Genomic DNA, 12,444 nt, shown 5'->3' on the forward strand with positions numbered 1-12,444 from the left:
ATGTGTTAAGCGCGCCGCCAGCGTTCGTCCTGAGCCAGGATCAAACTCTCAATTAAAATTTGTTTTGACTCATTTGTTTATCTAAACTAAACGAATTTCTGGTTTGCTTTGTGATTCTTTTACGAATCTTGATTCTTTTTGAATCTTTTTTATCTTCACACTATTTAATTATCATGTTTCTCGCTACCTTTTGAAGTAGCTTATTTATTATACTCTTGTAATTATTTTTTGTCAAGTATTTTTTTACATTTTTTCAAATGTTTTTTACTTAACTTTTACAAAAGCTTGCTGTATTTGTGATACAACTATTATAGTTTATCATCATACTTTTTTAATGTCAACTGTTTTTTTATTTTTTATCTTAATTTTTTAAAAAAATAACAGCTGCATTTATTACAGCTGTTATATGTTACTACTTTTATTTTTTTCTGTCAAGCATTTTATTATAAATATTTGCTAAATTTTTTACACCGCTTTTACATTATATTTTAACTCTTTAAATCTTTCCATGTCATCTTCTATGCTTATTCCCTTTGTTGTTAGAAGTACACCTGAGATTGCAGCATTTGCTCCTGATTTTAGTGCAGATGTGCCAAAGTCTTCCATTAATGCTCTCCCTCCAGCTAATCTAATTAAAGCTTTTGGAAGAATAAATCTAAATGTAGCACAAGTTCTGTTTACTTCTTCCATAGAAAGTGGTTTGTTATTTTCTAATGGTGTGTTTTTTATCGGGTTAAGTAAATTTACTGGAACGGAGTGAACTTTTAATTTTCTTAACTCTAATGCCATGTCAATTCTGTCTTCAAAGTCTTCTCCAAGTCCTATTAATCCGCCAGAACATATTTCCATCCCTGCTTTTTGTGCTGCTTTGATTGTTTCAATTTTCTGATCATAAGTATGTGTTGTACATATTTCTGGAAAAAATTTTCTTGATGTTTCAAGGTTATTGTGTACCCTCTTTATTCCTGCATCTTTTAGTTTTTCAAAGGATTCTTCAGAAATTATCCCACCTGATATACATACTTTAATTTCTGGTGCTTTTTCATATATTTTTCTCGTAATACTGCACACTTTATCTATATCTTTTGGAGTTAGTCCCTTTCCGCTCGCTACCATTGAGTATCTTGTAATACCTCTGCTATATTTATCTATTGCATCATTTACAATTGTTTCTTCATCTAATAGATCGTATTCTTTTATATTTGTGTTGTAATGTGCTGACTGCGCACAAAATTTACAATTTTCAGAACACCTTCCGCTTTTTGCATTTATTATGGTACAAACATCAAAGTTATTACCACAAAAGTATTCCCTAAGTTCGTCAGCAGCTTCTGTTAGTTTATTATAATCGCTATTATAAACTTCAATCGCTTCATCTCTTGTTATAACATATCCATTTTTTACTTTTTCTTTTAATTCAATAATATCCATCTCTTCAGCTCCTGAAGTAATTATATATTTTGCATGGTTTATTGTCAATCAAAAGTAATTATTAGTTAACATAATATTCGAACACACCAAATTTTATTTTTTGATTCAATTTTCTAAATTTTCTTTCATATTCTGTTACTATATTTTGTGGATACTTATCAAGCTTCATGTCAAAATCTTCTATTAATGTAGAAAATCCACAGTCCCTAAAGTAATCAAGACTCTCTTCGAATAGTTCCAAGTCATCTGTCTTAAAATATATTTGTGATTTTGGTTTTAATATTATTTTATATTTTTCCAAAAATCTTGGAAAAGTAAGTCTTCTCTTTTTGTGTTTTAGCTTTGGCCAAGGATTACAAAAATTTATGTAAATTCTGCTTATCTCGCCTTTGTCAAAATAATCCAAAATATTTTCCGCATTTATCGGCATTGCTCTCACATTAGTTAGCTCTTCATCTAAAATTTTTCTAGTTGCATAAATAAGGGCATTAGTTTCAATGTCCACCATTATATAATTTATATCTTTATTCTTCTTTGCTGACTCTATTGTAAAGGTACCCTTTCCTGCGCCTATTTCAAGATAAATTGGATTGTCGTTACCGAAAACCTCATTCCATTTCCCTTTATTTTCTTGTCCATTGAAAAATACATAAGGATTTTCACGCATTTCAGGAATTGCAAAATGTTTTTTTCTAAGTCTCATAATACTCTCCTTTTTTTGCTTTAAGCATTATAACACAAGTTATACAACTGTCAATAAGTCTTATGATTTTTATCAAATTTTATTTAAATTCCCTATTTTAATTCACATAAAAATAAAAGCCACAGTGGGCTTTTAAAGATTTGTTTCAATTATTTAACAATATTATTTTTATCTACTCTTGTTCTTCCAGTTTTATAGTCTATTTTTATACCTTCTTCAATATTTCTGACAAAAACTCTGAAGTTAATTTTTTTGCCACCATCTTCAATACTGTAAGCTTCCATAATTACACCTCGTGCCACCAATTCATCATCAACAAAAATCGGCGTTACTCTATATCTAACCTTTTTTCCAGTATCTCTTATGTAATTTGCAACAGAGTTTTCAAAGGGAAGCATTCCCTTAGTATTAAATGATCTCGTGCCCGTCATTAAATTTTTCCAATTATCATTTTCTCCCGTCAATTGATACGCAATTAAATGACATCTATTGTAAACTGCTCCGCCATCAACAAATTTATAAAATTTTTGATGCCAACCCGTTGGATAAACTTTTGAAATATCTCCTCTCGGACCTTTTGGCATAGAGCCTGGTCCAATAAGGGCATTGGCTTGTCCAACTCTATTGAGCTCATCTAATTCCGAGTAATTTGAAAAGTCAGGCCCCATTTTTAAATCCTCTTCTGAAAACTGAGGTGGATTTTTATCTATTTTATAGTAGGGACTATTAGCTGTTACCTCATAGTCATTTCCAAAAATATCCAAAAAATTCTCAATTTTATTTAAAAAGTTTCCATTATAATTGCTATCATGTCTGATGAAATTATCATTAGCAAATAAAAATCCGACAAATAAAACAAATATAATAGCAATTACTTTTGATTTTTTATTTTTCTTCAATACTGCACTCCCAAAATTCAAGATAAATATCACATTGCTTTAAACAATAGACAATCCCATAATATCTAATTTTTTAAATCTTAAAAATAATTTTCAAAAATTAAACCCTCTACTAAATTAATATTAAGAGGGCCTTTGCAATCAAATTAAATATTAAATTAAAATTCACAAATTATAATTTTTCCTATTCCCTTTATCTCAATCTTTTCACTTTCAAGATAAATTGCAGAAAATTTTTCAAAAACTTTTCCTTCCACTTTTAAATCGGCATCGTAATTAAATATTACTGCTCGATTTTTTGTGGCAAATTCAAAATTATTGATATTTAGGGCATACATTTTTGCATCAAGTCCCTTTTTGTAAATCAAGTTAAAATCTCTAACATCTCCCGATGATTTTGTCTCATCATCTCCATTAAAGAATAAAACTTCAAAGGGGTTTAATTTGAATTTTTTGTCAGAAGTTTCTATATTCATCACATTGTCAATTGGTGTGATGTATCTGTTGAATCCTGTGTAAGGCGTGTAATTTGAAACTTTTTCGTTGCAAGTTGCGCTGGAAATTCTAAAATCGAAGTTTTTTTCGCTAACGCTTGCATCTTCTGGATATATAAAAACTTCTGTCGTAACTCCAGCAGACCACTTTGAATCTTTAAACTCTTCTTTTTTTAGAAATTTCATTTAGCCCTCCAATAATTCTTTTAGCTTTCCTGTAACTTTATAGTCGACTTTTTGTAACTCAGCTATATTTTTTGCACCAGAAAGCATCATTAACATCTTGGTTTTTTCTATTATTCCGTCAATATATTTTAATGTGTACTCATAACCGCCACGAACGATGTAAGAAAGTATTTCACCACTAATTGCAACCATAGAAGCTCCTGCTACTATACTTTTTACTACGTCCATAGAATTTTTTACTCCGCCTGCAGAAATTATATATAAATCTTTAAGTTTAAGTCTATCTGCTTCTATTAGCGACAAAGCAGTAGGTATCCCCCATGAAAATAAATCTGATATATCAGAATTTGGATCTCTCAAGTTTTCTATTTCAAAAAAATTTGTGCCACCGTAACCAGATATATCCACATATCTAACTCCAACATCATATAATTTTTTTACAGTTTTTGGAGACATTCCAAAGCCAACTTCTTTTACTATAACTGGTACTTCAGATTTTTTTACGATTTCCTCAACATTTTTAAGAATGCCACAGAAATTTCTCTCCCCTTCTGTTTGAACCAATTCTTGTGCAGGATTTAAGTGAATTTGAATTGCATCAGCTCGCAAAAGTTCTACGGCTTTTTTTGCATCTTCGACACTTGAAAATCCACTTAAATTTGAAATTACAATTCCATCTTTTATAATTTCTCTAACTATTTCAAAGGATTTTCTTGAATCTTCATCTTCTAGTGCAATTGTCTGTGAACCAACAGCCATTGGCAAATCAAACTCCAATGCAACATTTGCAAGATTTCTATTTATTTCCTCTGAAAGATTACTGCCACCTGTCATGGCATTAATCATCAATGGGAATTTTACTCTTTTATTAAAAAAATCAACACTTGTATCAATTTCGTCGTAATTTATCTCTGGAATAGAGTCATTATACAAAAAGATATCAGAAAAAAGTGCATCGCCGACATAAGTGGAGCGAAGAAAGTTTTCTATATGTTCTGTCTTTCTATATTTCCTCATTGTATCCTCCTTTAACAAATAAATCATATCATTTTATAATTTTTTTTACAACAAAGGAGTTTTAAAAATACTAGCTCCTATTTTGTTGCCATCATGTCTAATAAAACCATCTTTTATTTCGATGAACTTTCCCTCAGTTAACTCTACATTTTTCTCTTTAAAATAAATCCTATCCTCATCTGTCGCAAAAATTGGTGTAGATTCTTCTTTACTGTAATAATATTGGTATACATCATTTGTTGCTCTAAAATCATTGGCAATTACTTCGTCTATGAACTCATAATTTGAATGTTTTAAAATTGCATCGAAGTGATCCCTTAATGAATAGTTTTTTGTTTCACCTCTTTGCGTCATTGCATTGGCAATATAAATTATGTGAGCCCTTGTATCTCTTAATGCTTCATCTATTCCCGCAACTAAAAAATTTGGAATAATAGATGTATAAAGTGAACCAGGCCCAATAATTACTATGTCTGCATCTAAAATAGCCTTTAAAGCCTCTTTGTTAGCACTTGGATAATGAGGAATCATACTCATTTTTTCAATCCTAGTATTAAGCCTATAACACATTTTTGGAATATAAGACTCGCCCACAACTTTATCCTTTGAAAGAAATTCTGCCACTAAATGAGTCTCATCTAAGGTTACAGGTATAATCTTTCCAGTAACATTAAATACGCTGCTCATTTCTATAAGAGCCCTGTCAAAGGACCCAAAAATATCTGTCAGTGCCGCAATCAAAATATTTCCAACATTTTGATTTTTTAGAGTTCCTGAATTAAATCTATAACTTAATAATTCTTTTAATGTTTCATCAGCATTTGAAAGTGCAATAAGGCATCTCCTTGCATCACCTGGTGGTAAAATATTAAGTTCTTCTCTTAAAATTCCACTTCCACCTCCATCATCGGACATGGATACAATCGCAGAAATATTTTTTGTATAATATTTTAGCCCACGCAAAATAGTGGAGATTCCTGTACCTCCACCAAGAACTGCTATCTTTTTTTCCATAAATTTTTCTCCATATCTCTGTGAGATACATAAGTGGATTTGTATTCCTCTTTTAAAATTCTTCCAATTTCTTCAGCAATTACTACTGACCTGTGAAAACCACCAGTGCAACCAATTCCAATTGTAAGGACTCTCTTTTGCTCTGCCATATAATTTGGAATCAAAAATTCAAGTAAATCAATAGTCTTTTTGATAAACTCTTTTGTAACATCTAATTTCATTACATAATTTTTGACCTCTTCACTTTTTCCATTTAAACTCTTCAGCTCTTTAATATAAAAAGGATTTGGCAAAAATCTAACATCCAAAACAATATCAGCATCCTTTAAAATCCCTCTTTTATAACCAAAACTAGAAACTTCAATGGCAAAATTGTCCTTTTCATTGTAAGATACAAAAGCCATAAGTTGCGTTCTCAAGTTTTTAGTAGAGAGACCTGTTGTGTCAATTACAAAATCTGCGTCTTTTTTTACTTTTTCAAGGGTCTCTTCTTCAAATTTATAACCTTCGACAATGGAACTATTCATAGGATGAGGTCTTCTAAGTTCCTTGTATCTTGCAATAATAGTTTCCATGTCTGCATAGAGGAATAAAAGTTTAGTTTTTACATTCATTCCCTTTAAATCTTCACAAGCAGAGAAAAAAGAATTAAAAAACTCACCGCTTCTAAGATCGACAACAGCAGCAACTTTATCGAAGTTTTTGCTTTTTGCGTCTAGTGCCATTTCACAAAATTTTGGAAGTAGAGCTGGCGCTAGATTATCCATTGCATAATAACCTAAATCTTCAAAAACATCTAGAGCAAAGGACTTGCCAGATCCACTCATCCCAGTAATAATTATAAGTTCCATTTAATCACCAAAATTCAAATCAATCACCAATAATTTTAACTTCTCGCTCCATTTTTACGCCAAATTTATCCTGCACAACTTTTTGCACAATCTCAATGGTTTCAAGAACATCTTTAGCACTTGCATGGTCTTTATTCACAACAAATCCACAGTGCTTTTCGCTAACACCTGCTCCATTATGAGTAAAACCCCTTAGCCCAGAATCATCAATTAATTTTCCCGCAAAATATCCCGTTGGTCTCTTAAAAGTCGAACCTGCTGAAGGCTTGTCGAGAGGCTGTTTTTCTGCACGCCTTCTGTCAAATTCCTCGTACTTTTCTTTTATCACATCTTTGTCGCCATGAGAAAGAGCAAAGGTTGCGCCGAGAACAATTAAATCTCTTTCTTGTACTAGAGAATGTCTGTAAGAAAAATTCATTTCTTCGGCTGAGAGTTCAATAATCTTTAAATTTTCATCAAGAAGTCTAACACTTTTTATAACATTTTTAATCTCGCCATCGTAGGCACCAGCATTCATGACAACACCACCGCCAAGAGAGCCAGGAATGCCATGTGCAAATTCAAGACCAGTTAAAGAATTTTCCATTGCAAATTCACTAACTTTTTTAAGACTCACTCCAGCACCTGCATAAATTTCTGTATTGCCAACTTTTTTTATGTCATTTAACTTGTTTTTTAATTTAATAATAATGCCATCAAATCCATTATCTTTTACAATTACATTTGTGCAATTTCCAAGAATATAAAATTTATAATCATTTTTTTTAATTTCTCTCATAATTTCAATGAGAGAATCTTCGTCCTTTGGCTTTATCAATAATTTAGCAGGTCCGCCAACACAAAAAGATGTATGGTTTAGCATTGGCTCGTTGTAAAAAAAATCTCCCAAATCTTCATTTATATTAAAATCCATAAAACACCTCAAAATATTATTAAATTTATTATATCATTAAAGAAGATAAATGATAAACTTTAAACAAACATCGGGTTTAATTTATCTCAAAATAATACTATTTTATTTTTATAAAAGTATGGATTTTGCTATAATTTTTCTAATTGTATATTAAAAGAAATAGATTAAAATTTTATTTTTTCATTAATTCTTCAAATTCTTTTTTCAAAGAAATTTTCGTTTTAATGCCAAGTTCTTTAAACACTTCATCTAGCTTTTCAAAAAGTTCTAAGAAATTTTCGTAAGATATATTATTTCCCATGTGCCCTATTCTAAAAACTTTTTCAAAGATGTCGCCTGCTCCCTTTGATATTAATATTCCTTTTTTTCTAAGTGCTTCTAATATGTCTTCTGCTATAAATCCTTCTGGCACCATTACTGCCGTTAATGTATTAGACCTTGAATCCTTTGCGTAAAGTTCAAAGCCTGCATCTTCAAATATTTTTCTCGTTACTTCTGCGTATTTTTTGTGTAATGCTATGGAGTCCTTTTCGAAAAGCTTATCAAGGGCAAGGTCTAGCGCATAAGTTAGATTTTCATTCATTGTGTACGGAAAAGCAAATCCATCGGAATAATCGTAATAGTTTAGAAAATTCATATAATAGCTTGGAACTGGTTTTTTTCTGTTTGCTATCGCCTTTTTTGCGTCTTCTGAAATTGTTACAAGTGTTAGCCCAGTAGGTGCTGATATACATTTTTGACTTCCTCCAAGAGCTATATCCACTTTATAATCGTCAAAGTCAAAATCTTCTCCTCCCATGCCTGATACTGTGTCTACAACTGTAAGTATTCCGTAGGAATGTAGGAGATTGCAAATACTCTTTACGTCGTTTGTTATTCCTGATGGAGTTTCGCAATGTACCATTGTAGCAACTTTAAAGTCGTGATCCTTTGCTAAAAATTCTTTTAATTTTTCTATGTTGAAGCCACGTCTAAAGTCGTCTTCATAAATTTGTGGCACACCATCATAAAATTTTACGAAATCGGCAAATCCTGCCCCAAAAACTCCGTTATTTAGCACGAGAACTCTATCTCCTGCTTCCACTAAATTACATATAGCTGCTTCAAGTCCAATCATGCCTTCTCCAAGCATAATAAAAGAAGTAGCTTCCGTTTTTAAAAGTTTAGATATTTTTCTTTCTACTCTTCTATGTATTTTTTCGTACTCTGGATCGATGTCTGGGTTTGTGAGAGATTTTCCCATTAATTCCATTACTTCTTCATCGATTGACGTTGGTCCTGCACATAAAATTTTCATTTTTATACCCCTCTTTTTTCTTTTGATTAAATTATATTATATGAACACAAAAAAACAAGCTGTCAAAAGACAACTTGTAATAAACTTTATTAAAAATCAATTAACTTTTAAATAGTGGGCTAACTTTTTTATAAACTAACATCATCATGGCTGATGTTGTGAATCCCTTAATTAAATTGAAGGGTAGCACAGAATAAATCATCATTGTGAAAAGTCCTGTGATTTTTGATGTGATGGCTGATCCCATTGCTATTATAGCGTCCATTGGCATTACTTTACCATAAAGTGGAAATACTACAAAATAATTTGACATCATGGCAAGAACTGTCATAAAAACAACTCCTACTGTTAGTGAAAGAATTGCCCATTTATATGTTTTATGTTTTCTGTAGATGTAACTTGATACAAAGGCAAAAGTTGCTGAAACTATAAAGTTTGATAGTTCACCAACGCCTACTGTCATTGTGCCTTTAAATATTAGTGCAAGAATATTTTTTAACGCTGCAATTATTATTCCAAAAACTGGTCCCATTGTAAAGGCGCCAACAAGAACTGGCAAATCTGATATGTCTAGCTTCATAAATGGTGGTGCTACAAAGGTAAGCGGCAATTGAAAATACATTAATATAAAACCAATTACCGATAGCATTCCAATTTTTGTCATGTCTTTCGTTCTTATCATCGCGCTTGAATTTACTTTATTCATTTTACCTCCTGTTGGGGCATTTAAAAAACCCCGAACCTTCGGGGCATGAAAGTTTAAATCATTCTCTCATCCAGACTCTACTGTCGGTATTGGAATCACACCAATTCGGCTTTCGCTCGCGGACTTTACCGCCGGTTGGGACTTGCACCCTTCCCTGAAGATTTAAAATTATTATTTTTTTCTTAATTTAATTATAGCACTTGTTAAATTTTTTGCAAGGATTTTATACTTAATCTATCTTAATTATAAATTGGTATTTATTACAGTTTTTATTGCGCTTGTCCTTGATTTGTTTGTGTCTTTGCCTGTGTTGCTACTGTATCAGGAACTTTTTGCGTTGCTGAATTATAAACTATAACTGGCATTCCATTAAAAGTTTTGTCAAAAAGATTTTTCATAACTGCTGGCGGAATATTTACGCATCCATGGGATCCACTAGATAAATAAATATTTCCTCCGAAGTTTGATCTCCATGTAGCATCGTGAAGTCCTACTCCAGACCAATTTATCGGAAGCCAATAGTTTACCTTAGAGCGATAATTTTCTCCCGTTAGAAATCTGTCCCTTTCGCGAGACCAAATTCTATCTGTACCAGTTGGTGTTCCATTTCCAAGAGTTGGATTTCCAGAAACAATATTAGTCTCTAGCTCAAGATTGCCCTTGTTGTAGTACCATAACTTTTGCCTTGCAAGGTCAACTTCAATATAAGTATTTCCAATGTCATTTATTGTCCTTGAAACTGCATCTTGTCTATAAATTGGTTTTATTGTAACAACTTCATCTTTATTTAACGCTGCAATTACTTCATCCTCTGTCTTTTGCCTATCGGTTAACCAACCATAAATTCCTCCATCAACTTTTACGCTGCCAATTCCAGTTGCGTTAAAAATTCTTGAAGTTCTAAAAGTGTCGTACTTAGCTGCAAGATTTTCTACAAATTTTGAAACCTTTTTTTCGTCGATAACAAGTGTTCCGTCATCAGACTTTGAGTACATAGCAATAATTCCCTGTCCCGTAACTTCTTCTTTCCTATCGTCAAAGTCAAAAATTATTTTCTTTGTAAAAAGCTTTTTATAAGATTCCAATTGATTCTTAATGTACTCACTATCTGCTGTGATACTTGGTTCTATATACAGATTTTCTTCTTCAAGATTTAATTTTTCATTTTTATCTGCAAAATGAGATATTATTGCATTTCTTAGTTCATCACGCTTTACAAAATCTCCATGGACTTCCTTCTCTACTTTAAATTCGCCTTTATCAAAAATAATCTTTGCATCGGTAGAATGAATTGATTCATTTTTAACTGGGTTTAAATTGTTTAGCCTTTCAGCAAGTGCCACGTCATCATATTTTAAATTTGTGTCCAGCTGATATTTTTTGTCGATTAGAGATGCCACTGGCCAATAAAGAGGAGTTTGTTTTATAAAACCACCGCCAATGTTGTCTTCAAATTTTATTTCTTCTGCCGTAATCTTGTCGTTATTTTTTTTGTCCTTTGCAACAATATCTAGCACAAAATTCTTAGAAAGTTCACTGTAATTTTTTTCAAACTCAGAAATTTTTGTAAGTCCAAAATCATGTCCATTGATGTAAGTTCTTGGCATAAATCTATCTCTAAAAAAATACATTCCTGAAATATATATGAAAATTAAAATTATAATTATAAATGCAAAAAATATTTTAAATGTCTTCTTCATAATTCCTCCCATTATCTTTATATTATACTCCATAGAAAATTTTAAAAAAGAGATTTTAGTAGATTGTTATAAATGTAATTGAATTGTAAATATTTGTATTATTCATTTTTCGTCAATTTTCTCAAGATTTTAAAGGCACTTATAAACAAAATAATCTATAAGGACAAAAAAATAACAGTCCAACTAAAAATGTTAGACTGTGTGGATATTGATGGTGCGGGAAACCCAGTGCCAGATATATACGCACAAAAAATCATAGTCTTAGAAGTTGCCTAAAAAATAGCCCCGCATCAAGCAGGGCTTATTTTTTTGTCATTCATTCTGAGTTCTTCCCTTCTTATTTTTATAAACTCTTCTATTTCTTTTATATCTTCTTCTGTAGCTTGTTTTTTTACAAAACTTCTAGCAGTAGATCTATTTCTTAAATATCTTGCATGCTCTCTATTATTTTCTTGCCACTTTTTATTTGCTTCGGTTTGTGCATTTGTATTTTTCATTTTTACCATCCTTTAATTTACACTTTAAGATATTCAATTCTTTTCTTAATTTTAAATTCTGTATTAAAAGAGCCAAGATAAGCACAAATAAAATAAAAAGTATAATATTTGTAATTTGATTTAACATATTTCATATGGTAGAATTTACTTAAGAGAGAGGGTTACTCCCTCCTAAGTTTTCTTATTTCTAGCTTTAGCTTCCGTATTTCTAATTTCATCTTTTTGTTTTGTAGCCTAAGATGATTTATTGTTAGAATACTGATTGCTAAAGCTATTATTTTTTCTACCATTTTCTCACCTCCTAAATATATTATACTATCGATAGTATATAAAATCAAGTATTTTTTTAATTATCTAATAAAAAATAGCCTAAGGATCTACTCCCTAGGCTATAAATGTATATGTTCTAAATAATTTAATTCTACAAAATTTTTAATCTTCTTTGTAATCTTCTGTTTTAATTACATTTGTCACATCAGTAGGTTTCGAATCTGCAATTCCTTCTGATAGCATATAAATACATAATCCACCAATGGCTGACACTAAAGCAACTACTCTTTCTGTCGTTTCCGGAGCTGCATTTGTAAAAGCTATTAGTGCAATTACAACTGCACTAATGCAAGCCCAAAATTTTCTACTTCCTAATTTTCTTAATAAATCTTCTTTTTTCATTTTATCACCTCAAATAACATTGATAATTGTATTTAACTTTCTTCCTTGGTCTTTTATTATTTTC

At 31.2% G+C, this 12,444-nt stretch carries 14 protein-coding genes and 1 riboswitch; all 14 genes read right to left on the reverse strand.

The genetic code is table 11. The annotated features are described in order from the left end of the window. Positions 1-465 precede the first annotated feature (465 nt). Positions 466-1,431: a biotin synthase BioB gene (gene bioB, locus MR285_RS07435; protein ID WP_293559586.1), complete on the reverse strand. Its 966-nt coding sequence runs from the start codon at positions 1,429-1,431 to the stop codon at positions 466-468. A 61-nt stretch (positions 1,432-1,492) separates the two neighbouring features. Further along, complete coding sequence (trmB, locus tag MR285_RS07440) at positions 1,493-2,134, reverse strand: tRNA (guanosine(46)-N7)-methyltransferase TrmB (protein ID WP_293559588.1); 642 nt, start codon at positions 2,132-2,134, stop codon at positions 1,493-1,495. A gap of 149 nt (positions 2,135-2,283) precedes the next feature. Then, on the reverse strand, positions 2,284-3,033 hold the full coding sequence (locus MR285_RS07445) for a DNA/RNA non-specific endonuclease (RefSeq protein ID WP_293559590.1): 750 nt from the start codon (positions 3,031-3,033) through the stop codon (positions 2,284-2,286). Positions 3,034-3,191: 158 nt separating this feature from the next. Beyond that, positions 3,192-3,713: a HutD family protein gene (locus MR285_RS07450; protein WP_293559592.1), complete on the reverse strand. Its 522-nt coding sequence runs from the start codon at positions 3,711-3,713 to the stop codon at positions 3,192-3,194. Continuing rightward, complete coding sequence (gene fni / locus MR285_RS07455) at positions 3,714-4,730, reverse strand: type 2 isopentenyl-diphosphate Delta-isomerase (protein ID WP_293559594.1); 1,017 nt, start codon at positions 4,728-4,730, stop codon at positions 3,714-3,716. It abuts the gene before it with no gap. Between the two features lie 45 nt (positions 4,731-4,775). After that, entirely contained in the window at positions 4,776-5,744 is a 969-nt protein-coding gene (locus tag MR285_RS07460) for a gluconeogenesis factor YvcK family protein (RefSeq protein WP_293559596.1), read from the reverse strand. Then, positions 5,729-6,595 (reverse strand): RNase adapter RapZ, encoded by an 867-nt coding sequence (gene rapZ, locus MR285_RS07465; protein ID WP_293559598.1) that lies wholly within the window; start codon positions 6,593-6,595, stop codon positions 5,729-5,731. Before rapZ ends, MR285_RS07460 begins: the two co-directional genes overlap by 16 nt. Before the next feature lie 19 nt (positions 6,596-6,614). Beyond that, entirely contained in the window at positions 6,615-7,508 is an 894-nt protein-coding gene (gene murB / locus MR285_RS07470) for a UDP-N-acetylmuramate dehydrogenase (protein WP_293559600.1), read from the reverse strand. A gap of 172 nt (positions 7,509-7,680) precedes the next feature. After that, a complete protein-coding gene (locus MR285_RS07475) occupies positions 7,681-8,805 on the reverse strand; it encodes an alanine--glyoxylate aminotransferase family protein (RefSeq protein WP_293559602.1) in 1,125 nt (374 codons plus the stop codon). Positions 8,806-8,905: 100 nt separating this feature from the next. Then, positions 8,906-9,511: an ECF transporter S component gene (locus MR285_RS07480; protein WP_293559604.1), complete on the reverse strand. Its 606-nt coding sequence runs from the start codon at positions 9,509-9,511 to the stop codon at positions 8,906-8,908. Between the two features lie 53 nt (positions 9,512-9,564). Beyond that, a riboswitch (FMN riboswitch) is annotated at positions 9,565-9,677 on the reverse strand. A gap of 103 nt (positions 9,678-9,780) precedes the next feature. Next, positions 9,781-11,211, reverse strand: coding sequence for a L,D-transpeptidase family protein (locus tag MR285_RS07485; RefSeq protein WP_293559606.1), 1,431 nt, complete (start codon positions 11,209-11,211; stop codon positions 9,781-9,783). 290 nt (positions 11,212-11,501) lie between these two features. Next, positions 11,502-11,708, reverse strand: a complete 207-nt coding sequence (locus MR285_RS07490) for a hypothetical protein (RefSeq protein WP_293559608.1) — start codon at positions 11,706-11,708, stop codon at positions 11,502-11,504. 161 nt (positions 11,709-11,869) lie between these two features. Then, on the reverse strand, positions 11,870-11,998 hold the full coding sequence (locus MR285_RS07495; protein ID WP_293559610.1) for a hypothetical protein: 129 nt from the start codon (positions 11,996-11,998) through the stop codon (positions 11,870-11,872). A 142-nt stretch (positions 11,999-12,140) separates the two neighbouring features. Next, positions 12,141-12,380 (reverse strand): hypothetical protein, encoded by a 240-nt coding sequence (locus MR285_RS07500; RefSeq protein ID WP_293559612.1) that lies wholly within the window; start codon positions 12,378-12,380, stop codon positions 12,141-12,143. Positions 12,381-12,444 lie beyond the last annotated feature (64 nt).

The organism is Peptoniphilus sp. (genome assembly GCF_022767005.1).
Taxonomy (GTDB): domain Bacteria; phylum Bacillota; class Clostridia; order Tissierellales; family Peptoniphilaceae; genus Peptoniphilus_A.

Coding starts and splice junctions, on each gene's coding strand:
- MR285_RS07495 (WP_293559610.1), bottom strand. CDS start 11,998: ATGGTAGAAAAAATAATAGCTTTAGCAATCAGTATTCTAACAATAAAT.
- MR285_RS07475 (WP_293559602.1), bottom strand. CDS start 8,805: ATGAAAATTTTATGTGCAGGACCAACGTCAATCGATGAAGAAGTAATG.
- rapZ (WP_293559598.1), bottom strand. CDS start 6,595: ATGGAACTTATAATTATTACTGGGATGAGTGGATCTGGCAAGTCCTTT.
- MR285_RS07490 (WP_293559608.1), bottom strand. CDS start 11,708: ATGAAAAATACAAATGCACAAACCGAAGCAAATAAAAAGTGGCAAGAA.
- bioB (WP_293559586.1), bottom strand. CDS start 1,431: ATGGATATTATTGAATTAAAAGAAAAAGTAAAAAATGGATATGTTATA.
- MR285_RS07480 (WP_293559604.1), bottom strand. CDS start 9,511: ATGAATAAAGTAAATTCAAGCGCGATGATAAGAACGAAAGACATGACA.
- MR285_RS07450 (WP_293559592.1), bottom strand. CDS start 3,713: ATGAAATTTCTAAAAAAAGAAGAGTTTAAAGATTCAAAGTGGTCTGCT.
- trmB (WP_293559588.1), bottom strand. CDS start 2,134: ATGAGACTTAGAAAAAAACATTTTGCAATTCCTGAAATGCGTGAAAAT.
- murB (WP_293559600.1), bottom strand. CDS start 7,508: ATGGATTTTAATATAAATGAAGATTTGGGAGATTTTTTTTACAACGAG.
- MR285_RS07500 (WP_293559612.1), bottom strand. CDS start 12,380: ATGAAAAAAGAAGATTTATTAAGAAAATTAGGAAGTAGAAAATTTTGG.
- MR285_RS07485 (WP_293559606.1), bottom strand. CDS start 11,211: ATGAAGAAGACATTTAAAATATTTTTTGCATTTATAATTATAATTTTA.
- fni (WP_293559594.1), bottom strand. CDS start 4,730: ATGAGGAAATATAGAAAGACAGAACATATAGAAAACTTTCTTCGCTCC.
- MR285_RS07460 (WP_293559596.1), bottom strand. CDS start 5,744: ATGGAAAAAAAGATAGCAGTTCTTGGTGGAGGTACAGGAATCTCCACT.